General features: G+C 49.7%; 18 protein-coding genes and 1 pseudogene. 9 read left to right on the forward strand and 10 right to left on the reverse strand.

The window, feature by feature from the left end:
- Positions 1 to 22: 22 nt before the first annotated feature.
- The 7 genes from HMPREF9194_RS02125 to lepB all read right to left on the reverse strand — a co-directional run bounded on the left by HMPREF9194_RS02125 (position 23) and on the right by lepB (position 7,921).
- Complete coding sequence (locus tag HMPREF9194_RS02125; protein WP_016524719.1) at positions 23 to 619, reverse strand: CbiQ family ECF transporter T component; 597 nt, start codon at positions 617 to 619, stop codon at positions 23 to 25.
- Position 620: 1 nt separating this feature from the next.
- A complete protein-coding gene (locus HMPREF9194_RS02130) occupies positions 621 to 1,421 on the reverse strand; it encodes an energy-coupling factor ABC transporter ATP-binding protein (protein ID WP_016524720.1) in 801 nt (266 codons plus the stop codon).
- Positions 1,418 to 2,005 carry a biotin transporter BioY gene (locus tag HMPREF9194_RS02135; RefSeq protein WP_016524721.1) on the reverse strand — a complete coding sequence of 196 codons (588 nt, stop codon included), beginning with the start codon at positions 2,003 to 2,005 and terminating at the stop codon, positions 1,418 to 1,420. Before HMPREF9194_RS02135 ends, HMPREF9194_RS02130 begins: the two co-directional genes overlap by 4 nt.
- A 96-nt stretch (positions 2,006 to 2,101) precedes the next feature.
- The gene (locus HMPREF9194_RS02140) at positions 2,102 to 3,367 is read right to left on the reverse strand and encodes an HD-GYP domain-containing protein (RefSeq protein ID WP_016524722.1); all 1,266 of its coding nucleotides are present in this window, start codon (positions 3,365 to 3,367) and stop codon (positions 2,102 to 2,104) included.
- Between the two features lie 247 nt (positions 3,368 to 3,614).
- A complete protein-coding gene (locus HMPREF9194_RS02145; RefSeq protein WP_156827979.1) occupies positions 3,615 to 5,588 on the reverse strand; it encodes a motility associated factor glycosyltransferase family protein in 1,974 nt (657 codons plus the stop codon).
- Positions 5,569 to 7,431 carry a penicillin-binding protein gene (locus HMPREF9194_RS02150; RefSeq protein ID WP_016524724.1) on the reverse strand — a complete coding sequence of 621 codons (1,863 nt, stop codon included), beginning with the start codon at positions 7,429 to 7,431 and terminating at the stop codon, positions 5,569 to 5,571. Before HMPREF9194_RS02150 ends, HMPREF9194_RS02145 begins: the two co-directional genes overlap by 20 nt.
- Before the next feature lies 1 nt (position 7,432).
- Complete coding sequence (lepB, locus tag HMPREF9194_RS02155) at positions 7,433 to 7,921, reverse strand: signal peptidase I (protein WP_016524725.1); 489 nt, start codon at positions 7,919 to 7,921, stop codon at positions 7,433 to 7,435.
- A 46-nt stretch (positions 7,922 to 7,967) separates the two neighbouring features.
- On the opposite strand from lepB, the gene HMPREF9194_RS11745 reads away from it, so the two are divergent.
- Genes HMPREF9194_RS11745 through nudC form a run of 5 tightly spaced genes read left to right on the forward strand, consistent with a single transcriptional unit; the run spans position 7,968 to position 13,776 of the window.
- Entirely contained in the window at positions 7,968 to 9,125 is a 1,158-nt protein-coding gene (locus HMPREF9194_RS11745; RefSeq protein WP_016524726.1) for a peptidoglycan DD-metalloendopeptidase family protein, read from the forward strand.
- A 19-nt stretch (positions 9,126 to 9,144) separates the two neighbouring features.
- Positions 9,145 to 9,390, forward strand: a complete 246-nt coding sequence (locus HMPREF9194_RS02165; RefSeq protein WP_016524727.1) for a zinc ribbon domain-containing protein — start codon at positions 9,145 to 9,147, stop codon at positions 9,388 to 9,390.
- The gene (locus tag HMPREF9194_RS02170) at positions 9,387 to 11,747 is read left to right on the forward strand and encodes a polysaccharide deacetylase family protein (protein WP_016524728.1); all 2,361 of its coding nucleotides are present in this window, start codon (positions 9,387 to 9,389) and stop codon (positions 11,745 to 11,747) included. Before HMPREF9194_RS02165 ends, HMPREF9194_RS02170 begins: the two co-directional genes overlap by 4 nt.
- Positions 11,748 to 13,040, forward strand: coding sequence for a sensor domain-containing diguanylate cyclase (locus tag HMPREF9194_RS02175; RefSeq protein WP_016524729.1), 1,293 nt, complete (start codon positions 11,748 to 11,750; stop codon positions 13,038 to 13,040). It begins immediately after the preceding gene.
- Positions 12,979 to 13,776 (forward strand): NAD(+) diphosphatase, encoded by a 798-nt coding sequence (gene nudC, locus HMPREF9194_RS02180; RefSeq protein ID WP_016524730.1) that lies wholly within the window; start codon positions 12,979 to 12,981, stop codon positions 13,774 to 13,776. Before HMPREF9194_RS02175 ends, nudC begins: the two co-directional genes overlap by 62 nt.
- Here the strand turns inward: nudC and HMPREF9194_RS02185 are convergent.
- The 3 genes from HMPREF9194_RS02185 to dapA are packed head-to-tail and all read right to left on the reverse strand — an operon-like array spanning position 13,745 to position 17,082.
- Positions 13,745 to 15,043, reverse strand: a complete 1,299-nt coding sequence (locus tag HMPREF9194_RS02185; RefSeq protein WP_016524731.1) for a diaminopimelate decarboxylase — start codon at positions 15,041 to 15,043, stop codon at positions 13,745 to 13,747. The genes nudC and HMPREF9194_RS02185 overlap by 32 nt on opposite strands.
- 36 nt (positions 15,044 to 15,079) lie before the next feature.
- Positions 15,080 to 16,174, reverse strand: a complete 1,095-nt coding sequence (gene asd, locus HMPREF9194_RS02190) for an aspartate-semialdehyde dehydrogenase (protein ID WP_016524732.1) — start codon at positions 16,172 to 16,174, stop codon at positions 15,080 to 15,082.
- Positions 16,174 to 17,082 (reverse strand): 4-hydroxy-tetrahydrodipicolinate synthase, encoded by a 909-nt coding sequence (dapA, locus tag HMPREF9194_RS02195; protein WP_016524733.1) that lies wholly within the window; start codon positions 17,080 to 17,082, stop codon positions 16,174 to 16,176. Before dapA ends, asd begins: the two co-directional genes overlap by 1 nt.
- A gap of 119 nt (positions 17,083 to 17,201) precedes the next feature.
- Here dapA and HMPREF9194_RS02200 point away from each other — a divergent pair, with 119 nt between their 5' ends.
- The 4 genes and pseudogenes from HMPREF9194_RS02200 to HMPREF9194_RS02215 all read left to right on the forward strand — a co-directional run bounded on the left by HMPREF9194_RS02200 (position 17,202) and on the right by HMPREF9194_RS02215 (position 22,439).
- Positions 17,202 to 19,034 carry a DNA topoisomerase IV subunit B gene (locus HMPREF9194_RS02200; protein WP_051127910.1) on the forward strand — a complete coding sequence of 611 codons (1,833 nt, stop codon included), beginning with the start codon at positions 17,202 to 17,204 and terminating at the stop codon, positions 19,032 to 19,034.
- An 18-nt stretch (positions 19,035 to 19,052) separates the two neighbouring features.
- A pseudogene (locus HMPREF9194_RS02205) lies at positions 19,053 to 20,936 on the forward strand (DNA topoisomerase IV subunit A); the annotation flags it as partial.
- A gap of 91 nt (positions 20,937 to 21,027) precedes the next feature.
- A complete protein-coding gene (locus HMPREF9194_RS02210) occupies positions 21,028 to 21,855 on the forward strand; it encodes a hypothetical protein (protein WP_016524736.1) in 828 nt (275 codons plus the stop codon).
- Positions 21,852 to 22,439 carry a YigZ family protein gene (locus HMPREF9194_RS02215; RefSeq protein WP_016524737.1) on the forward strand — a complete coding sequence of 196 codons (588 nt, stop codon included), beginning with the start codon at positions 21,852 to 21,854 and terminating at the stop codon, positions 22,437 to 22,439. Before HMPREF9194_RS02210 ends, HMPREF9194_RS02215 begins: the two co-directional genes overlap by 4 nt.
- Positions 22,440 to 22,885: the final 446 nt, after the last annotated feature.

Raw genomic sequence — 22,885 nt, forward strand, 5'->3', positions numbered from 1 at the left:
ATTTTTTTTGCCCGCATCGACTTTAACTGCGATTTTGGAGAGAATAGAAAAGATTTTGCGCTTTAAAAAAAGCTGCGGAAATAAAAACCGGGAGCAAAACAAACAGTTTTTTGGGGGAATTTTTCCCGGCACGGGCTTTCCACGACAGTTCCGTTTGCGCCCATACCGAAAAAAGGATCGGAATAAAGGCTAAAAACAAAACGAAAAGCAGCGATATTTTTTTCGGAAGGATTTTTTCGAGCGCCTGTTTTAATTCGAGCGAAGTCGTCGTGCAAAAAAAGAGCGATGTAACCTGCAGCGCGCAGATAAGGCGCACGATTAAAAGTATAAGCGGCTGTATCGAACCGCCGCCGCCCGTTATGTACGCAAGCGCTTGGGTAAACGCAAGAAAAACGGCGTAATACAAAACAGGTTTAAGGTCTCTTAATTGACGAACGGGGGAAAAGCCCGCATAAGCCGACAATGCGATATTGAGCAGGATGTACGGCAGGCACCATTTGAGCGGCAAAAAAAAGGCTGCCGTCGGAAGCAAAAGAAGCAGACATAATTTTAAAAGCGCGGGCATCCTGTGTATAAGACTGTTCCCGCCGCGGTACGAAAAAAGCGGTTGTGCGTCCATATTACGTCCACACCAAATCTTCCCGTTTGGTATACGAGCATAGGGGATGACGGATGCGCCAACTTGCAAGGTTTTGCTTTAAGCCCTCGTCGGATGAACCGTCGAAAACGGTTTTGCCCTTGTACAAAACGATTAAGCGGTCGGTCAGCGCATAGCATTTTTCCAATTCATGCGTTAAAAGCAAAACGGTGCGGCCGTCGTTTTTTAAAAAGCGGATTAAATCGTTCACCTGTACGACGCCGGTGTAATCCAAGTTTGCATACGGTTCGTCGAAAATGACGATGGGACAGTCCATCGCAAGAATTCCCGCAACCGCAAGGCGCCGTTTTTCGCCGCCGGACAAAAAACGTGCGGGGAAAAAGCTCCGTTCGGCAAGGCCGGTTTTTTCCAATGCGGCGAGGGTTCTCTCTTTTGCTTCTTTGTCGGGAACTTTAAGGTTTTTTAAGCCGAACATAACGTCTTCGACGGGGGTTTCGCCCAGAATCTGCGTGTCCGCATCCTGAAAAACCAAGCCGCAGCGTCCCCGTGTCGAAACGCTGCCCGTGGTCGGGTTGTTCAGTCCGGCAATGATCGACATGAGTATGCTTTTGCCCGAACCGTTCGCCCCGGCAATGAGGACGCATTCCGATTCGAACACATCGAAAGAAATGTCGTCCAAGGCGGTAAAATACGAAGTGCCCGGACTTTTGTGTGCGTCGGCATTCCCGTACGCGTTATCGGGAAGTGCCTGCACAAAGCGTTTTACAATGTGATGCAATCGTATAACCGGCCGGGCGTACCGTTCGTCTGCTTCGGCGCTCATTCGGCGGTGTTCGGCTCTTTATACAGATAGCGCGCGATAACCGGGCGCAGCTTGGCTGCCAAAAAAACGGTGAGCGCGGCTTTGAGCGCGTCGCCGGGCAAAAAGGGAATGCAGGCAACCGCAAGCGATTGACCGAGCGTTTTGCCCGTAACTCGCATAAACTGAGCTATGCCGGGAACGTATAAAATAACGAAGCCCAAAAGACAGCCGCTTATGATTTTTATCAACGGCGTTTTGCCCGAGATTGACGGCCGTCCGATATAAAAACCCGTAACGGCGGCGGCGATAAAATAACCGATCAAAAAACCGCCGGTCGGGCCGAGCAGGCGTGCCATGCCGCTGTGGCCGCCGGAGAATACCGGCAAGCCGGCTATGCCGGCAAGCAAAAAAAGTCCCGTTGCTCCGGCTCCCTGAACGCCGCCCAAAAGCGCCGCCGCCAAAATCGGCATCATATTTTGCAGCACTATGGGAACGGGCGAACCGGGAAGAGGCACGGCGATAAAACCGCATACCGCGATAAGAGCGGCAAAAAGGGCTGTAAAAACGGATAAAAGCATAGTATGTTTCGTATTCGAATCGTTCATAAATTCTCCTCACATATGTATTGAACAAATTTTGAGAAAGTGTCGCCGTTTATGCGGTTTGTGTCAAGGGGGGCATTTATTGACAGGGGGCGTTTATTATGCGCTTTTTTCTTTTGCCATCGATTTAAGCAGGTCGTTTAATTCGCTTTCGGTTAAAGCACGCGTTATGCTCAAATCGCGGCCTCCGGGTTGAACCGTTTTCGGATTTCCGTTTTCGTCAGTTTCGTTTATCAATTCAATAACCGGATTTTTCGGATCCAAAGGATTTACATCGACACTCACGCCGATTTTTCCGTCCGAAAGGTACACGTAGGTTCCCAAGGGAAACAGCGATAGGCTGTATAAAAGCGCTTTGATGACCGCTTCGTCGTATTGAGTACCGCTGTTTTTCAATAATTCCACCATTGCGGCATTGCCGTTTTGCGCTTCCCGGTATTGACGGCCCGATGTCATCGATTCATAAAAGCAGGCGACCGCGATAATTTTGGCGTACAGCGATATTTTCGAACCGTCTTCTTTTTGCGGATAGCCGGAACCGTTTTCGCGTTCGTGGTGTTCCAATGCACCCAAGCAAACGCTCAGGGAAAAATTATAGTTTTTTAAAATATTGTACGCGACAATCGGGTGCGAAAGCAGCGCTTTTTTTTCGCTTATCGTGAGCGGTTTTTCCGTCAAGTACAGCCGGGGCGAAAGGCGCAGCAAGCCGATTTCGTGCAGCATGCAGGATATCCCCAGATCGGTCAGCTTGCTCAGCGAAAGTTTCAGCTGCAGGCCGATTGCGATTGCGATAACCGTCGAACGCAGCGAATGCATAACGATGAAGTTTTTGTCGCGCGAAGGCACCGTTTGAATTATGCGCAAAATGTAGCGGTCGTTTTCTTTAATGAACACGCACATATCCTGCATGTTTTTCGAAATCGCTTTTAAATCGAGTTCTTTATGGGTTGCAAAGCGCGTATATACTGCATGTATGTAATCTATGTATTGAGCGTACACTTTTTCGACAAGCCTGAGCCGTTCGGCTTCCATTTCGCTTGTATTTTCTTTTTCCTTCGCGACCGATTCGATGATGGATTGAATGTCTTTCGTTAAAACGGGTGTTTGCGTTTCGGCTTTGATTTCTTCGCTCCAATTGCTCGTTCCGGCAAGCGAAAGCGTATCGGTTACCTTTCCGTCGGCGGTTTCCTGAACGGTTATGTTTCCCGTCGAAAAAATCTGTTTAAAATTCCAATCGATTAAGGCTTTTATAAGGGGGCCGGTTAAAGGAGTCATACTGTTCATGAGGATAAAATTCTTATCGAGCATTACGTCCGAACTGAAGTATATTCCTTCTTTTAAATCCGATATATTGAACGAATTCATGATTTTCCCGCCGTAAAGTTATTATTTTATACTATTTTGTACTATTCATTATATATCAAAATTCCGTTATATCAAGTCGAAAAACCTCTATACGATAAAAAAAAGCTGAAAAACCGCACATCGTTTTTCAGCTTTATAAAGCGAGCGGCAACGATGTCCGGATGTCTTATGACCCACCGTTACTTTCATGCTCTCATATACAATATCGGTGCATTGCGAAAAAACTTAAGTATTTTTTGCAAATTTTTTATACGAATAAGCCGTTTTTTTGCAAATAATGAATGTGAGTTTTAATGCTGTCCGCTACGGTTCGGTATACCAGACGGGATTTTGCGATGTTGTAGCGCGCGCATTCGATGTACGAACTTTCAGGCGGAGCGGGCGGTTCTTTCGGGAGCCGCTCGGCAAACAGCTTTTCGAGTTTTGAAGTCGAAGGGAATATGAGAGAAGCGACGTCGGATGCTTCGTTTGCACGGATTTTATCGTCGATGCGGCTCAATTCGCTTAAAATGTGTGCATAATCGCCTTCGGTTTTGCAGTGCGCTTCAGTTTCGCCGCACAGTTTTACGGCATGTTCGGCAAGACTTTCGAGCGAACGTAAGTCGTAAGACAACGACGCAAGGGCTTTATCGAGTGCTCCGTTTTCAGCCGGCGCATCTTGCGGAGTCGCCTCTGCTTGCATGCCGGCATCGCTGTGCGCTCGTTCCGGGATTTTGCCGGCGCAAAACGCTTCTATTTCCCGTTCGCGTTCGGGTAAATCGAGCAGGCTTTGTACGGAAACCGGCGTTATGCCGGGAATGCACAGGCTTTTTGAAGATAAGGCATAGGTTTTTACGTTCGGAAAGGCGGCGCATTTACTTTCGAACCACCACGCGTACAGCTTCATGCGGCTGTCGCTTAATACGGCCTTTCCGTCGTAATCGTACGCGCCGCTTTCTTGTGAGTACGCGGGATTATCGTAGATAGATGCGGCGTTGAAGGTTTCGGCGGGGCGCAGTTTTGCCGAAAGGTTATGAACGGTTTCTTCAAAGGTACTGCCTTTTGCGTGGGTTTTGTTTTCCGGATACGAAAGGTCGAGCCCCGCCGTATACACGGTTGTCGCGCCGCAAAAGCGCGCAAAATCCCATGCGGTTGAAGCGACCGACCCGCCCGAAGCGAGCTGTTCTCTTTTTCCGGTAAAACGTTCAATATAACGTCCGAGCGGAAACATCGATGAGCATAAAACGATTTTGCGGCACGTAAATCGGAGTACGCTCGGATAAACCGCGCTTTCGGTAATTAAAACGCTGTTCGGAGATTCCAAGCCGCTTAGGTGCCGCGCGTTCCAATACTGCGGGTCGACTGCCGCGATAAAATGCGGTTCGATCCCGGCGCGCAGGCATGAGCGCAGCGCCGTATCCACGCAGACGAGAACGGCGCGCTTTTTCAGTTCCGGCAAAAGCGGCAAAACATCGTCCAAGGTTGGGCCCGCCGCAATGATGCAAAAGGGAAGGGCGGAGCCGGTATCCTTATAGCGGTTTATGCTTTCCGTTTCGGCACAACGGCGCAGGTTTTTGCACATATTCGAAAGCCACAAAAAGCCGAATTTTTCGAGCGTGCGCTCGTTAATTCGGTGCTTGTCTTTATTGCGTGCAACCAGTTCGCTCAGCTGCGAAAAGTATTGTGCCGCATGGGCTGTCCACGCTTTGTGCGCGATAAAAGCGCAGGAATTCAGTCCGTAATGTTCAAGCACGGCAATAACCGTTTGCTGCGGCGCTTCAATCAAAAAAACGCAGGACGGAACGCCAAAAACGGGCCGCCAATCAAAAAGCGAAAACGCCCACAAAAGGCGCATCGGATCCGGCTCCACGAACACAATCGTCTTATTTTTATACAGCTGCGCCGCCTCCGAAAGGGCATAGCCGAGTCCCGCGCCGAAAAAAACGATGGTGTCGACGTTTTTGACGTTTTCGGACACAAGCATTTTGTGCGCTTCGGCAGAGGGATTGTAGCTTGAATGCAGGAGTAGGCCCTTGTAAACCGCGTAAAGCTGCGAATTTTTCGCTTCCGCCGCACGGGTGTCTTCAAGCGGAAAAAGAAGGTTTGCCTTTGTATCGGAGCCGCCGTTTTCGGCAAGGAGGCGCAAGTTATGTTCAAGGGCGGGAAAGCGGCGCGCAAAGGCGGCGAGGTTTTTTTCGAGCATATTGCGCTGAAGCGCTTTGTCATTCAAGAGTGAATTCAATCGTCATTCCCTTGGTAACGGGCGTTCCTGGACTCGGATTTTGCGAAACAACCCATCCGTCGCCTTTTATAATGATGTTTACGTCGTTTTTGTTTAAAAGAGGCGTTAAAAGCCGTTTGGGCGTTCCCGTAAAATCGGGCAATTTTTCGCCGATGTCGGGAACCGAAACCGCGTCGAGCGTTATGTAGCCCGAATGCGCAAAGGACGGCGCATTGGCGCGCGCCAAACCCAAATAGTCGATTATAACGTTTGCAGCTTCGCCGATAATCGGGGCGGCAATTCTGCCGGACAGCGTTTCGCCCTTTGCCTTCGTAATGACAACGTACAGCACGATTTTGGGCTTTTCGACGGGAAAAATCGCGACGCAGTTTGACACAAAGTCGGTGGTGCTGTATTTGCCCGTTTTCGCGTCGAGCATTTGCGCCGTTCCCGTTTTAACGCCGATGGACACATCGTTTAAAGACGCTCGCGTGCCGGTACCGGAGCGCGCCGTCGTTTCCATGCAGCTGAGAATGTAATCGGCCGTATCTTTGGAAACCGCTCGCTTTTTGAGCGCCGGCACGTGCCGGTATTCTTCGGTTCCGTTCGGATCGGTAATTTTCGATACGAGCGTCAGCTGAACGGGCACTCCGCCGTTTGCGAGCGCCGTCGCTCCCTGCACAATCTGCAAGGCGGACACGGCGATTTCCTGCCCGATCGATATGGTCGGTTTCGATCTGAGCGACCAGTACCGGTCGGATACGGTTTTTAAAGTTCCGCGCGTTTCCGACGGCAATTCCGCGCCCGTTCTTTCCCCGAAGCCGAAGTCCCGCAGGCGCCGCAAAAAATCTTCGGAATTCAGTTTTTCGCTCATTTGCGCGATGCCGTCGTTGCACGAATATTGCAGCGCTTCCCTGACGGTTACCGGTCCGTGTCTTCCCAAACAGGTGATGACTACTCTTTCGCCGCTCGATGTGCTGATTTGATATTTTCCGTCGCAAAAAAACACCTGTTCTTTGCCGACTTTTCCCGAATCGATAAAACTTGCGGCGCTGAATATTTTAAACACGGAACCCGGCTCGTACGCGAGTACGGCGGGGCGGTCGATTTGTTCTTCAACGCTTGAAGAAGGGTAGGAATTTAAGTCGGCGGCCGGCAAACTTATATATGAAAGTATTTCGCCCGTGTCGGATTCGGCCGCCAAAAGCATAAAGCTTTCGGCTTGCGTTTCTTCCATGGCGTTGCGCGCGATATGTTCAAGTTTATACTGTAAATTCGCGTCGATTGTTAAAAAGACGTTTTTGCCCGAAGCGGTTTTTCCCGTTTCTTTAGGCGCAAGCACTTGCTGCATCGAATATTCTATACCCGAAAGTCCGATTCCCGCATCGCCCATAAAACCGATAACCTGAGATGCCAACGCGTTCTCCGGATAAACGCGACCCTGTATTTTATCGAAACGTATGCCGTTTAATGCTTTTTTGACAACGACGTCTTCAATCGCATCTTTTTGCTCTTGCGTTATTTTTTTTTTCAAATATAAAAAATCCGATGATGCGCTTCGCAGTGCGGCCGCAATATACAATTCGCTCAATCCGGTTACGCCCGCAAGCGATTGGGCAAAATAATCGTAGTCTTCGATTGCCGACGGCGTAACGGCGATATGATAAAAAGCCGTTTGAACGGCGAGCGGTTTTCCGTTTTTGTCGTATATGGAACCGCGGCGCGGCGGTTCGACTTTTGCGACGATTTCGGCGGGCGGCGTAAAGGCAAGCTTTACGTAACTTGCGCCTATGTATGCGGCGAATGCGGTGAGTATCAGTATAAAAAAGACGATCCTCGTTTTTGAAAAAAAACCGTTCCACATGCTATTTGCCTATTACTTTGCCTAAAATACTGCGCGTGTCGATAAAACCGTAATCGCGCGAATCTACGGAATGGCTGCTGTTGTCGCCGATCGCCAGCACCGTATGTTCGGGAACGGTGCGGTTGAATTTGATGCGCTGGTATTGTCGTTCCGTAAGCGGATACGTTTTGTCTCCCACGAACAGACTATACTCCGAATCCGATGAAAATTCCAGTACTTCGCCGGCTTTTGCGACGCAGCGTTTTATAACGGGTTTTCCGTTGTATATGTAGGTGATGACATCTCCCAAGCGCGGCTCATCCCATTGCACGAGCAGTGCGGAACCGAACGGCCGCACCAAACCGTAGGCCAATTTATCTATATATATGAACGAATGTTCCGGAATTGAAGGTTCCATCGAAGTACCGGAAACCTGCGCAATGTCGAAAACAAAAAGTTTCAGCACAATTCCTACGCATATGCCCGAGATAAAAAAAAAGCGCGCCTTCATAATCAATATTCTAATATGAACACGCTCTTATGTCGATAGTGTATATATGGAAATTATCAGTTGTTTTAAACCCGAACAAGCTTATTCTTTTTGCGGCGCGCTGACTATCGAAGAAATGCTGAACTCGCAGCGTCTTCCCAACCGCTTCGGCGTTTCCGTTGCCGCCTCTGTCCGCGCCGTTGCCGAGCGCGGGTTAAAGGTTTTGGAATATATTGCGCGTGTTGTCCCGAAAGCGAAAACGCTTTTTGCCGCCGCTTTAGTGTTGCTTGTTGCAGCCGACGGCTGCCTTCGCTTTGTAAATTATCTGTATGCATACGCTTCGCGCGTACAGTTGAACGTACGAGATGACGTTCCGGTGCTTGCAGGCCAAATGAAAAATTTTGCGCTTAATTCCGGAGCGCAGGAATTTGACGGAAACGGCAATATTTCTCTTATCGACGGTGCCGAAAAAGCGGCTTTGTTTAAATTGCCCGTAAGCTATACCGGCTATACCGTGCAGTCGGGTGACAGCATTTCTTCAATAACGAAGCGTTTCGGCTTAAGCAATATTTCAACCCTTATTGCCATAAACAATATAGACAACGTACGGCTTTTGCGCTCCGGGCAAAAACTGCGTATTCCGTCGGTTGACGGTCTTTTATACACCGTACGTTCGGGCGACAGTTTGGAATCTATAGCCAAAACATACGGCGTAAGTGTCGAAGAAATTCTCGACGTAAACGAACTTTCGTCCGCGGTACTGTACGCCGGAACCGAGCTTTTTATTCCGGGCGCCCGTTTAAGTTCTTCGGTATTAAAAAAAGCTTTGGGTGAATTGTTTGCGGCGCCCCTGGCCGTTTCGTGGCGCATATCGTCGGGATACGGCTGGCGGCAAGACCCTTTTACGGGCGTGCGCAGTTTTCATACCGGCATAGACTTGGTCGTCCCGTACGGAACGTCGATAAAGTCGGCAATGTCGGGGACGGTTGCGGCCGCGGGCTATTCAAATGTATACGGAAATTATGTTATAATAAATCACGGAAACGGCTACCAAACCTTATATGCGCACATGTCGTCGGCGTCGGTTAAAAAAGGCGAACGGGTTGCTCAGGGAGCGCAAATAGGCCACACGGGAAATACCGGTTATTCGACGGGAACGCACTTGCATTTTTCGGTATACAGAAACGGCAAATTGATTAATCCTGCGCAAGTGCTTAAGTTTTGATTTTAAAGATGGAGTTTGCATGCAATCGGTAACAATATGCCGTTTTTGCGGCCGCACAATCGACGGCGAGTTTGTGTATTGCCCGTGGTGCGGCTTGTCGCGGCTCGGAGGCGAACAGGCTTTTCAAAATGCTCCGCGGGTTTTTGAGCGTTTGGAAGATATAAAAGAAAAGGGACTGTCGGGCCGCATAAGCAAAATGGAACAATCGCTCGACGACATAGAACAGGATTTGATTCGCTTTATGGAGGCCCCGAAAAAAAGATGAGCCGCACCTGTACGATAGGCTTAAAAGCCGCTTTGCGCGTTTTGTTTGCCGCCTTTATTTTGCATGCAATTGCCGTACCTGCATGTGCGCAGGTTGTGTTTGAAAATGTCGACTTGAACGATGCCGACGGTTTGCTTTTTTCAGCCGCAATAAAAAGCGGCCCGCTTTCGTGGAAAAATTTGTATTCGGCAAAAATCGATGCGGCAAAGCAAGCGACCGCCGCTTCGCAAAAAGCGCCCGAATTGCTGACCTGTTTTCCGCAAAAGCTCGACTCGCTGCAAAACGGAAAATTCCTTCAAATCGGAAACGCCGACGGCGTTTTTATCTATACGGGTTCCGGAACGCTGAATTGCGTTTCTTCAACTTCGTCTTTGAATCCGCTGCCGCAAAATCGCGCGCGCGACAATCTTATGGAAACGGCGGTCAGTCCCGACGGAAACTGGATATGCCTGTTCCGTAAAACCGACGCGCTTTCGGGCAGCATGGTGCTCGCTTCGACAAAAACGGGTAAAGAATTCGTGCTTGCCGAAAAAGCCGATTTCAGCTTTACCGACATTCCCGTGCGCTGGTCGCCCGATTCGGAAGTTCTCGTTTACGAAAAAAACAAACGCCTGTATTTTATCGAACCGAAAAACGCGTTCGACCCCGCTTTCGCCGAAGAAAAATTCCGCACGATCGGAGAAGGAACGATTTCCTGCATAAGCTGGGCGACGCCGAAAAAACTCATATATATTCAAGGCGATTTGATATTCAGTCTTTTTACGAACGAACTGTATACGCGCGCTTTATATGCCGCCGTTCTCGGCACCGGAAAAATTGCGGGGCGTCTTCCGTGGCGTTTTGACGGTGAAAACGATTTGTTTTGGACCGACGAAACGGGGATGCGCTTTGTTATCGTTCAGGCCGGTAAAAATATTTTTTATTTCGATCTTGAGCGCGAAGATTCTTCGTACGACTGTGCCTTTTTGCCCGTAAGCGGCGCGGCTTCATCCTTTGCCGTTTTTTGGACGGCGCAAAATGTAACCGCGCCTTCAAGTACAAACGCGGGCGCAAACGTAAATGCAAGCGCTGCCGCTTCCGCTAACACGGTGCCGATTGTGTGGAGCGAATATTTTTCCGAAGACGGAGAACGCAAAAGCGGTGCCTACATACTTAAAACGCTGCACATGCCGGCCGAGGCCGCATCGGCATCGCGTTTTGTGCGCTTGAGCGTTCCGGACGGCGCTTTAAAACCGCAGCTTTCGCCCGATAAAAAAAAGATTGCATTTTGTGCGGACGGCTCTCTATTCGTTTATTCGCCGGACACGTGGGAGACTTTGGCGTCTTATTCGGATGAAAAAGTTGTGTCCTTTGCATGGCGCACCTCCTCGTCGCTGTATGTCGGCGGAAACGAAACCGTACGCGCGTGGAATTATAGCGACGGTATAAAGGACGTTTTGTTTTTGTCGGCCGCAGGGGATTTTTCGTGGGGCGCGGACGGAAAAACGGTTACGGCGACTGTCGGCGCAGGCACCTTTGCCTACGACGAAAATTCCCGCACGTGGCGCCCAATCGAAGGTTCCGTTGAACATAAACGAAAATATATGAACAAAAAAGTGCGCATTTTATTCGAACAAAAGAATTCGATTTTTTATGCAAACTTTCCGGTTGTGCGTTTTTTGCAGGGGCCGAGCCGGAACCTGCCGCTGTTTGCCGCGAACGCACAGGTTAAAGGGCCGAAGGGGAAAGTCGCCCTTGCCTTTGACGCATTGAACGGCAAGGATAGCGTTCCGTATATTTTAAGCGCGCTTTCCTCGCGCGGACTTGGCGCAACGTTTTTTATCAACGGCGAGTTTATGCGCCGCTTCCCCGAATCGGTCGGCGCCGTTTGCGCAAAAGGCCACGAATGCGCTTCTTTGTTTTATACGAGTGTCGATCTGTTATCCGACGATTTTATTATAGATGAAAATTTTATACGGCGCGGACTTGCGCGCAACGAAGACGAATTCTACGCTTTAACCGGCAAAGATTTAAGCCTTTTTTGGCACGCGCCCTATTGCCGCTCTTCGCCCCTGATACGGCAAGCCGGAAAAGAGGCGGGTTATACCTTTGTCGATAAAATCGTCTGCCTCTCCCGCGGAAGCGGCAGGCAGAAAGACGGCGCGGGCGACAGACAAGACGGCGAAAGCGTTCTTTTGTCTTCCGAACGCATCGCCGATATTTGTGCCGAATTGTTCGACGGAGCCGTCGTTCTTCTTCCCTGCGGGCCCATGGGGACTTGCCACGGGAGTGCAATTTGTGATAAACTGGAGGTGTTGATAAGCGCAATTTCAGAGGCCGGTTACTCTATCGTACCCGTGTCTCAACTGGTATATTAAATGGGAAAACGAAAAGGCTCCTTTTTTCGAATTCAAAAAAAGAAACCTCGCAATGCTTCCGTCAGTGCACTTATTACCGCCTGCGAACGGCAGCTTTCCGCCTCCAAACAACTGCTTGAAATTGCCAAGCGTCTGTATTCCATTTTTGATTTTCAAGCCCTTATAGAAACATTGCTGTATATCTGTATGTACCAAATGCACGTTTCGGGTGCGGCTGTCTACATTCACAAAAGTTTTCATTCCGATTTTTTCGTGCTCGAAGAAGGCTACAATGCGCTGTGCCTCGACGAACCCGTGTTTTATTCGATTCCGGCATCACATCCGCTTATCGATTATCTTGCCAAAACTGACCGGCCGCATACGGTCGGTGAATTGTCGGCGTTGTTTGAAGGCAGCGAGCCCGTACAGCAATTCGGCGCATTAAAAACTTCCTTAATCGTTCCCATACGACAGCGCACGACTTTAAACGGCATTTTGCTTTTGGGCGAACGGGTCGGGCAGGGTATGTGCCCTCTGTATGATACGGCCGAAAAAGAACACATCATGGCCATCGCTTCCTTTGCGGCGAATGCAATCAACATCGTAACGCTGATCGAAATGTCGACGATCGACGTTATGACGCATTTGAAATTAAAGCATTATTTTTGTACGGTTTTAACCGATAAACTTGAATTTTCCGCGGTGGAGCGTTTACCGCTGTGCCTTTTGATGATCGATATCGATTATTTTAAAAACGTCAACGATACATACGGGCACATATACGGCGACTCGATACTGCAGCAGGTTTCGAAAATCATCTTTGAAGCGATCCGCGGTCAGGATATGGCCGGCCGCTACGGCGGAGATGAGTTTATCGTCATGCTGTACGATACCGATAAAAACGCCGCGTTTTTGGTTGCCGAGCGCATACGGCGCGCCGTCGAAGAGCATTGTTTCGAATGTCGGGGTATACGGACAATGCTTACCGTTTCGGCCGGGCTTTCGGTGTTTGTTCCCGGAACGACCGGAACTACGGTCAGAGATTTAATCGATCAAGCCGACCGGGCTCTGTATGAATCGAAACGGCGCGGGAAAAACAGGATTTCGGTTTTTACGCCCCGGCCTTCGGAAAGCAACGTCGATACCGTTTCGGAAAAAGCGCTGCTGTACCGTACCGTGCCGTGCCGGATTTTAAGCTGGAGATCCCCGTTTAAGGTTTGCATAAATCCGTATATCGTGCTATTGTGTATCTATGCCGTTGATCAGCAATCCGGCCGAAGCCGCCGGGGGAAAAGTTTTTTTGTTTTCCGATAATAAACTGCTTGTGTATGCCGACAATGTTGCCGTTTTGCCCGACACCGAAGTACTCAAACACTTTTTGCGCCATCATTGCATCTCGGATTGGCTGTACGATTCCGATTACGATTATACGGCCGCCCGGCTCGAAAAAGATTCTCCCGTAAGCGACCGATTTTGTTGGCTGCCTTTACGCAGCGTTTTTGCCGCCGAATACGATTTTGCCTTTTCGGCGTCCCGCGCAACGGCTTTGCTCAACTGGAAAGCGAAAACCCGCTTTTGTTCGTATTGCGGCAATGCGATGAAAGACGCCGAAGACGAAACCGCCCGCGTGTGCGTTCAGTGCGCGCATCGCGTGTACCCGTCCCTTTCGCCTGCAATAATCGTGCAAGTGTGCAAGGGCGATAAACTGCTTTTGGCTAAACACAGCCGACGCAATACCGACATTTATACTTGTCTTGCAGGCTACGTTGAAGCCGGCGAAAACCTTGAAGACTGCGTGCGCCGCGAAGTGTTTGAAGAAACGGGCATAGAACTTGCCGAACTCCGCTATGTCGCAAGCCAAAGCTGGCCCTTTCCCGATCAGCTCATGGCCGGCTTCCGCGCCGAATGGAAAAGCGGCGACATACAAATTCAAAAAAACGAAATAAGCGATGCCCGCTGGTTCGACAAAAATAACCTGCCGGAAATTCCCAAGCCCGGCTCCCTTGCCTACAAGTTGATTACCGGTGTTCTGGATGAATCGAGGCGCTGAATGAATCGAGTGCGTTAAAGTCGAGCGTCGCAAAATAATCGTCGATCGTTTCCTTTCGGCGGATTTGTATAACCGAGCCGTCCGGCCGCAAAAGCAGTTCCCCGCAGCGCAGTTTGCCGTTGTAGTTAAAGCCCATTGCTCTTCCGTGCGCCCCGGCATCGAAAATAATCAGCGTATCGCCGACTTTTATTTCGGGCATTGCCCGCTGCACGGCGAATTTATCGCAGTTTTCGCACAAAGAACCGACGATATCGTAGACGCGGTCGGCCTGTGCCTTTTCTTTTCCGGACACCTGTACTTCGTGGTAGGCGCCGTACATGCCCGGCCGCATAAGGTCGGCCATGCACGCGTCCGTTCCGATGTAGTCGCGGTAAATATGCTTTTCGTGGATCGCCTTTGTAATAAGATAGCCGTACGGGCCGGTGATCACGCGCGCGCATTCCATATACAGCCGGATTTCTTTGCCCGCAAACAGGGGATTTTCTTTAATGCGCGATTCGTACGCGCTTTTAATGCCCTGCGCAATAATTTCGTAATCGACGGCTTTTTGCTCTTTTTTGTACGGAATACCCATACCGCCGCCGATGTTGATAAACTCCATATCGATGCCGAGCGTCTGTTTTAATTCGACGCATAGATCGTAGAGCATACGTCCCGTTTCGACAAAATATTCGTTGGAAAGCTCGTTCGAGGCAATCATCGTATGAAGACCGAAGCGTTTTGCGCCCAAATCGGCCGCTTTTTTATACGCGTCGAAAAGCTGTGCTTTTGTCAGGCCGTATTTCGCTTCTTCGGGCTTTCCGATAATCGCGTTCCCCTCGCGTAAGGGGCCGGGATTGTAGCGGAAACTGATAAGTTCCGGAAAGGTTTTTAGCGCGCCGTGCAAATAGTCGATGTGGGTAATGTCGTCGAGGTTGATGATTGCGCCCTGTTTGTACGCATATTCGTATTCCGCGGCGGGCGTTTGGTTGCTTGTAAACATAATGCGCTCGCCCGAAATACCCGAGCGCTCGCTTAACATAAGTTCGGCAAGGCTCGAACAATCCGTGCCGAAACCTTCGTCGGCAAGGATCTTAAGAATAAAGGGATTCGGAAGGCCTTTTACGGCAAAAAATTCCGTAAAGCCGGGCAGTATTCCGAACGCTTTTTTTAAGCGCCGCGCGTTTTCGCGGATTCCTCTTTCATCGTACAGATAAAACGGAGTGGGAAAGCGCGAAGTCAATTCGTCGAGCTTTTTTTTATCGAGCGGGAAATATTTTTCTGCCATAGAATACCTCGCGTGCGTGTACCGGTTGTGCGGCGGTTAATCAAAAAAGCCTTTTGCGTACAGTAATTCCGCGTTCAATATGCCGCCGAGGGCCGCTCCGCGTTTTGTGTTGTGGCTGAGGGCGACAAAGCGGATGTCGAAGACGGGGCATTCGCGCAGCCTGCCGACGGTAACCGCCATACCCTTGTCCGTGTCGCGGTCGCGTGCCGGCTGGGGTCTGTTCGTTTCGTGCCGTACGCGGATCGGCTGAACCGGGGCGGAAGGAAGCTTCAATTCCTGCGGCACGGAGCGGAAAGAAGTCCATACGCTTTCGATGCGTTCGAGCGAAGGTTTGTCTTTTTGGGGAAGGTCGAATTCCAAACTGACGCATGCGGTGTGTCCGTCTATAACCGGCACGCGGTTGCAGTGCGCCGCTACGACGGGGGCGGCGGCATTTTCGATTTTGCCGTTCCGTACCGTTCCCAAAATCTTTAAACACTCTTTTTCGGTTTTTTCTTCTTCGCCGCCGATGTACGGCACAATGTTGTCGATCATGTCGAAAGAAGGCACGCCCGGATAACCGGCGCCGCTTACCGCTTGCAGCGTTGTAACGATCATGCGCTTAACCGGATAACCGGCCTTTATAAGCGCGAAAATCGGCGCCATATACGATTGCAGCGAACAGTTCGGTTTGACGGCGATAAAGCCCTTGTTCCATCCGTGCCGCTTTTTTTGCGCGGCGATAATATCCGTGTGTTCGGGGTTTATTTCGGGAATGAGCATCGGAACGTCTTCGGTCCAGCGGTTCGCGCTTGCGTTCGATACAACGGGAATATCGGAGGACGCATATTCTTCTTCAAGTTTTTTGATGGCGTCCTTATCCATTTCGAGTGCGCTGAACACAAAACGGCATTTCCCCTTTGCCGCGCTCACATCGGAAGCATCCTGAACGACAAGCTTTTTTACGCCTTCGGGAATATCGCTGCCGATAAGCCAGCGGCCTTCAACCGCCTGTTCATAGGTTTTGCCTGCCGAGCGGCTGCTTGCCGCCGTATAGACAACTTCAAAATACGGATGATTTGCCAATAAATAAATATAGCGCTGGCCGACCATTCCGGTTGCGCCGAGTACGCCTACGGGTATTTTTTTCATCAGATATTACATTCCTTTATTGCGTTTTCTATTATTTTTTTTGCCGAATCGGTAACTTCGGTTAGGGGCAGTCTGAGTGCGCCCGAACACATGTTTTTGACTTTCATTGCGTATTTTATGGACGACGGATTGCCGTCTATAAAGGCCGCTTTAAAAAAGGGCAAAAGCCGATAGTGTATGTTGCGCGCTTTTTCCATGTCGCCGCCTAAGGCCGCATGAACCATGCGCACGATAGGCTCCGGCGCTACGTTCGATACAACCGATACGACCCCGTCGCCTCCGGCGGCAATAAGCGGCAAGGTAAGCGCGTCGTCGCCCGACAACACGGAAAAATCCGGCTTTACGCGCGAAATCGACGCGATAACGTCCATCATTTGGGTTATGCTGCCCGACGCTTCTTTGACGCCGGCGATATTGGGAAGCTCGGCTATGCGCATAAGCAAGTCCGTACCGATGTTTTTTCCCGTGCGGCCGGCAATATTGTATACGATAATCGGAATGCCCACTTTGCTGAGCGCTTCGAAGTGCAAAAAGATACCTTCGTCCGACGGCTTATTGTAATAAGGCGTTACGGCCAATGCGTAATCGGCGCCGCGTTTTTTTGCGCGCTCGGTGTAGTAAACGGCGTCGCGCGTGTTGTTGCTGCCGGTTCCCAAAATAACGGGAACATAGCCGCCGTTTTCTTTTTTGAAATTCGCCGTTTCTTCGATCGCAATATCGATGAGCCGCTCTTCTTCGTCGTGCTCGCGCAGCGTCGGCGTTTCTCCCGTCGTACCCAGCGGCACCAGGCCGTCTATGCCTTTTTTGAGCTGAAACCGAATAAGAGAACGGAATCCTTCGTAGTCGACCGACCCGTCGGCAAACATGGGAGTAATGAGCGCCGTAAAAGCGCCGCGTAATTTAGCCATGCCGCAGCCTCCTTTTTATGCGGATTATTGCACTTTTAAAAGAAAATTGCAAGTTGATTAAAAGACCGAGCTCCTCTTAACCTTTGCACTTCCTCTTTATTTATGTTATACTTTTAAACATGGGTGAAAAACAAACGAAAAAACCGAATCCCGTATACGACGAATCGAAGATAAAAACGCTCAGTTCGCTCGAACACATTCGGCTGCGGACCGGTATGTATATCGGGCGCTTGGGCGACGGTACGAACCAAAACGATGGTATTTATATCTTGCTCAAAGAAGTGATCGACAACGCGGTCGACGAATTTATTATGGGCAACGGTAAGAGAATCGATGTCGAAATAAAAGACAACCGCGTAAAGGTACGCGATTACGGGCGCGGTATTCCGCAGGGGAAGCTCGTGGACTGCGTGTCGGTTATCAACACCGGCGCAAAATACAACAGCGAAGTGTTCCAGTTTTCGGTGGGATTGAACGGTGTCGGCACGAAGGCCGTCAACGCGCTTTCGTCTTACTTTAGAGTTGTGTCCGTGCGCGAAGGCAAGGCCGCCGAAGCGATCTTCGAGCGAGGAAAACTGATTTCAAACAAAACCGCCAAAATCAAAGAAGGCACAAAAGACGGCACCTATGTGGAATTCGTTCCCGATACCGAAATCTTCGGCCAATACGCGTTCAACATGGAATTCGTCGAGCGGCGTTTGTGGAATTACGCGTATTTGAACGCGGGTCTTACCCTTGTGTGCAACGGCGCAAAATACGTGAGCGAAAAGGGACTCTTGGATTTGCTCAGCAGCGAGCTCGAAGGTGAAAGTTTGTATCCGGTCGGATACTACAAAGGTAAACAAATCGAATTTTCGTTTACCCACTCAAACGCATACGGTGAAAATTCTTTTTCGTTTGTAAACGGCCAATTTACATCGGACGGCGGTACGCACTTGTCGGCCTTTAAAGAAGGCTTTTTAAAAGGCGTAAACGAATTTTACCGCAAAAATTACAAAAGCGAAGACGTGCGCGAAGGAATGGCCGCAGCCGTTGCGGTAAAAATTCAGGATCCGATATTCGAAAGTCAAACGAAAAACAAACTCGGCAACACCGACGTAAAGGGCTGGATTGTCGCCGAAACCAAGTCCGCCGTTGACGATTGGCTGCACCGCAATCCCGAAGCGGCCAAGGCGCTTGAACTTAAAATTACGGCGAACGAAAAGCTGCGTACCGAGCTGAACACGGTAAAAAAAGAAGCCAAAGAAGCGGCAAAAAAAATCGCTTTGAAAATCCCGAAGCTGAAAGACTGCAAATATCATACCGAAGACGGCACCAAGGGCGAAAATACGATGATTTTTTTAACCGAAGGCGATTCGGCTTCCGGGTCGATGGTTGGCTGCCGCGATGCGATGACGCAGGCTTTGTTCAGTTTGCGCGGCAAACCCGAAAACATGTACGGCCGAAAGCGCACCGATATTTATAAAAACGCCGAATTGTACAATTTGATGATGGCGCTCGGAATCGAAAACGATATCGACGGTTTGCGCTACAATAAGATTATTATCGCAACCGATGCCGACAACGACGGCTTCCACATCCGCAATTTGCTGCTTACCTTTTTTTTGGGCTACTTCGAAGAGCTGGTAACCGGCGGCCGTGTTTTTATTTTGGAAACGCCGCTGTTCCGCGTGCGCAATAAAAAAGAAACCCGCTATTGCTACAGCGAAGCCGAGCGCGACGAAGCTCTTGCCGATTTGGGAACTTCTTCCGACGTAACGCGCTTTAAAGGTTTGGGTGAAATAAGCCCGACCGAATTCGGCCGGTTTATCGGCGACGATATGCGTCTGGTACCGGTTGAAGTGCAGTCGCTTAAAAACGTTCCCAAACTGCTGGAATTTTACATGGGCAAAAATACTCCGCAGCGCCGCGATTTTATTGTGCATAATTTGCTCGAGCAAATAGACGCATAAGGATAAAAAAGGACTGTTATGGCATACGTTAAAAATCTGTTCGATAAAAACTTTCTCGAATATGCAAGCTATGTTATCCGCGACCGCGCCATCCCCGATTTGGAAGACGGTTTAAAACCCGTTCAGCGGCGCGTGCTGCATACGCTTTTCGAATTGGACGACGGAAAATTCCACAAAGTTGCAAACGTCGTAGGGCAGTGCATGAAGTACCACCCGCACGGAGACGCTTCCATTTACGGGGCGCTCGTCGTGCTTGCCAATAAAGATTTATTTATAGATAAACAGGGGAACTTCGGCAATATTTACACCGGCGACGGACCCTCGGCTGCGCGCTACATTGAGTGCCGCTGCACGCAGATCGGAAAAGACATTTTATACAATCCGGCTATTTCGAACTACGTTCCCTCTTACGACGGACGCGGAAAAGAGCCTGTCGCGTTCCGCGCAAAACTTCCGCTCGCCCTTATTTTGGGTGCGGAAGGAATCGCCGTCGGTATGTCCACGCGCATTTTAAGCCACAATATCCGCGAAGTAATCGAAGCCGAAAAAGCCTGCCTTGCCGGAAAGCCCTTTAAGCTGTATCCGGATTTTCCGACCGGCGGCCTCATCGACGTGTCCGATTATCAGGACGGATTGGGAAAAATCGTAACGCGCGCAAAGCTCGACACAAGCGATCCCAAGCGCATTGTAATTACCGAACTTCCCGCCGGCAGCAATACCGAAACGCTTATGCAGTCCATCGAAGCGGCGGCAAAAAGCGGCAAGGTAAAAATCGCATCGATTAACGATTTTACGACCGACAAGGTGGAAATCGAAATCCGGTTGCAGCGCGGCGTGTATTCGGAAGAAGTGGTGGATGCGCTGTTTGCCTTTACCGACTGCGAACAATCCGTATCCTGCAATCTGCTCGTTATAAAAGACAATATGCCGCAGGTTATGAGCGCAACCGATGTTATAAAACATCACGCAAAGCAGCTCCTCGGCATTTTAAAAGACGAGTTGGAATTGGAAAAGGCGAACTTAACCGACCGGCTGCATTTGCGCACGCTTGAGCGCATCTTTATCGAAGAGCGCATTTACAAAAAAATCGAACAAATGAAAACCGCCGAAACCGTCGTAAAAGCCGTTATCGAAGGTTTTAAACCCTTTGCCGCCGAACTTGTCCGGCCGGTAACCGAAGAGGACGTCGAAACCTTATTGAAAATTCCCATCCGGCGCATATCGCTGTACGATATAAACAAAAACCGCAAGGAAGTTGAAGAAATAAACGCGCGCCTTAAAGAAATTGCCAAACTTTTGAAAAATCTTACCGCCTATGCGCTCAGCTGGCTCGACGGTATTTTGGCAAAGCTCGACGAAGAAAAAACAAAGCGCAAAACGCAGATAACCGGTTTCAGCCAAGTGGACGTGCGCGAAGTGGTAAAAAAGGACATGGCGCTGCGCTACGATTCCAAAACCGGTTATGTGGGTACCGCCGTCGCTACGGGCACCGAATTGTTTAAAGTGTCGCCGTACGACCGCATTGTCGTATTACGTAAAAGCGGTATTTACACCGTCTGCGATGTGCCCGAAAAATTATTTGTAGACAAGGGCATGTGGTACTGCGGCTCGGCGGATAAGGACGAATTGTCGAAAGTTTTGTTTACACTTATTTTCCGCGACCCGAAGACGAAATTCTGTTTTATAAAGCGCTGCCGAATCGGTCAATTCATATTGAATCGCGATTATTTTATTGTGAGCGAAGGCATGGAATTGCTGCATGTGGATACGCGCAAAAAATTCGAGTTTACGCTTAAATATACCCACAAGCCGCGCGTCAAAATTCTTGAAGAAAACTTCAACGCGGGCGATTACGAAGAAAAAGGTTTAAAATCGATCGGCGTGCGCCTTGCTTCGCGCGAAACGGAAAAGGTCGTCGTTGCGAAAAAGAACGCGCACGGCGCGGATGTATAATGCGTCGAAGTGCAGTCGATAAAAAATAAAAGGGGGAAGCGTGAATCCGTTTAAAAAACTTTTGCCGGCTGTCCGTCTGTGCGCTCTGCGGAATTTACCCAAGCTTGCGCTTGCCGAATTACTTACGGCCCTCATTTCCGCTTTTGCGTTTTTTATTTTTATAGCGCCTTTTAATATAAATCAGTCGATTCAGCTCAGCTTCCAAACAGTGGCACCGTTTTTTATTTCGCTTCTTTTAAGCCTGGTAATTTCCTATCTTTTGCAATACGGCTGCTTTGTGTTGACAGACTTATTGTACACCGGCCGCTACGCGGTGATCGGGCACTTGTTTACGGGCTTTAGGGATTTTAAGCGGGGAGTGCGGACAGCTTTGTTTTTTATGCTGACGTATATATTCGCGCTGTTTTCGGCCTCCGCGCTCGGTTGGGCCGCATCGACTTTTTTTCCCGGCAGTTTTCGGTTGAATATGCTGCTTGCCGTTACGATTATCTGTGTGTTTGTGACTTTAGCCGTTTTATACGTGCGCTGGGGTTTTGTGTGGTTTTTTTTATATGACGATCCCTCCCTTCCCGTGCGTCAAGCATTGCATAAAAGCGCCTTAGTCACGAAAAAAAAGCGTATCGCTTTTGTGTTGTTTTGCCTACAAAGCGGCGGACTCTATTTATTATGCGCCGCCCTTGTGCTGATTTTTTTGCTCGCTCAAAGTCTTTTCGATTTTTCGGTCATATCGTCGCCTCTCGATGCTTTTTTGCGCATGCTGTACATGCTGTGCCTGTACATGGCTCTTATCAGGCTGCGCATCGCCTTTGCCGCCGTGTACGAGGCCGAACGCGAAAAAGACGCCGCTTTATTGCCGGAAAATACGTGAACATTTTGCTGGAAAGCGCGTGCTCGGAAACGCTCGTAAAAAAATCGCGCTTTATTGCCGAAATCTTTCCCGTAAAAAATCACCGGGACGTACGCGCCTTACTGAAAACGCAAAAACAAAAATACGCCGACTCTTCTCACGTGGTTCACGCGTTCGCACTCGGAAAAAACGCCGAAATTATGGGCATGTCCGACGACGGCGAACCTGCCGGTACTGCGGGCCGTCCCGTGCTTGCCGTTCTTAAAGGTTTCGGCTGCACCGATATTTTGCTGACCGTAACGCGGTATTTCGGCGGCACCCTCTTGGGAACGGGCGGCTTGGTTAAAGCGTACACACAAGCCGCACAATCCGTGCTTGCCCTTGCACACACCGAAGTTTTTACCGAACGGGAAGAATTCGGCCTGCGCCTTTCGTACGAAGATTATGAAACCTGCAAACGTTTGTTAAAAAAGTTCGGCGTAAAAGTTACGGCCGAAGATTTTGCCGAAAACATACATATCAGCGGTTGTATAGAAACAGCCTTAAAAGAAGACTTTGAAAGAGAACTCCGCGATTCACTTGGAGGCAAAAACCTCTTTGGGTAGGCAGGGGGAGGCCTCCCCCTCGCTTCAGCTGCGCTTCAGGTTCCCTTCCTGCGCATCTTCCGCTGCCCCCTCTGCGGGGATACCCCGCAACGCCCCGATTAAAAACTTATTATTCCATATCTTCCGCATAGTTGCTTAAAAACCGTATCCAAAAATCCTTTGCCGTGTAATCCGCGATATCCTTACTCATAGTATATCCGATAAGTTCGTTTAACGCAACGTAAATAAATTGAAGGGGAGAGAAGACACCCCGTTTGAAGGGCACAGATGGGAACCCGTCCCGCAAAAAGGCTTCCGCGCTTCGCTTGTGCAGAATTTTTTGCGGGCTCGGAACCCCATCTGTGCCACAGCCATAGGTGTTATCGCCCCCTCTTATCCGTTCCGTACACGATGTATGGGCAAGTTGTACGTAATCGAGTTTTGAGCACTGCGAATAAATAGCTATA

The organism is Treponema maltophilum ATCC 51939 (assembly GCF_000413055.1).
GTDB lineage: Bacteria > Spirochaetota > Spirochaetia > Treponematales > Treponemataceae > Treponema_C > Treponema_C maltophilum.

Excerpts from the sequence above, each read along its gene's own strand:
- HMPREF9194_RS02125 (WP_016524719.1), bottom strand. The coding sequence starts at position 619 with ATGGACGCACAACCGCTTTTTTCGTACCGCGGCGGGAACAGTCTTATA.
- HMPREF9194_RS02130 (WP_016524720.1), bottom strand. The coding sequence starts at position 1,421 with ATGAGCGCCGAAGCAGACGAACGGTACGCCCGGCCGGTTATACGATTG.
- HMPREF9194_RS02135 (WP_016524721.1), bottom strand. The coding sequence starts at position 2,005 with ATGAACGATTCGAATACGAAACATACTATGCTTTTATCCGTTTTTACA.
- HMPREF9194_RS02140 (WP_016524722.1), bottom strand. The coding sequence starts at position 3,367 with ATGAATTCGTTCAATATATCGGATTTAAAAGAAGGAATATACTTCAGT.
- HMPREF9194_RS02150 (WP_016524724.1), bottom strand. The coding sequence starts at position 7,431 with ATGTGGAACGGTTTTTTTTCAAAAACGAGGATCGTCTTTTTTATACTG.
- lepB (WP_016524725.1), bottom strand. The coding sequence starts at position 7,921 with ATGAAGGCGCGCTTTTTTTTTATCTCGGGCATATGCGTAGGAATTGTG.
- HMPREF9194_RS11745 (WP_016524726.1), top strand. The coding sequence starts at position 7,968 with ATGGAAATTATCAGTTGTTTTAAACCCGAACAAGCTTATTCTTTTTGC.
- HMPREF9194_RS02165 (WP_016524727.1), top strand. The coding sequence starts at position 9,145 with ATGCAATCGGTAACAATATGCCGTTTTTGCGGCCGCACAATCGACGGC.
- HMPREF9194_RS02170 (WP_016524728.1), top strand. The coding sequence starts at position 9,387 with ATGAGCCGCACCTGTACGATAGGCTTAAAAGCCGCTTTGCGCGTTTTG.
- HMPREF9194_RS02175 (WP_016524729.1), top strand. The coding sequence starts at position 11,748 with ATGGGAAAACGAAAAGGCTCCTTTTTTCGAATTCAAAAAAAGAAACCT.
- nudC (WP_016524730.1), top strand. The coding sequence starts at position 12,979 with ATGCCGTTGATCAGCAATCCGGCCGAAGCCGCCGGGGGAAAAGTTTTT.
- HMPREF9194_RS02185 (WP_016524731.1), bottom strand. The coding sequence starts at position 15,043 with ATGGCAGAAAAATATTTCCCGCTCGATAAAAAAAAGCTCGACGAATTG.
- asd (WP_016524732.1), bottom strand. The coding sequence starts at position 16,174 with ATGAAAAAAATACCCGTAGGCGTACTCGGCGCAACCGGAATGGTCGGC.
- dapA (WP_016524733.1), bottom strand. The coding sequence starts at position 17,082 with ATGGCTAAATTACGCGGCGCTTTTACGGCGCTCATTACTCCCATGTTT.
- HMPREF9194_RS02200 (WP_051127910.1), top strand. The coding sequence starts at position 17,202 with ATGGGTGAAAAACAAACGAAAAAACCGAATCCCGTATACGACGAATCG.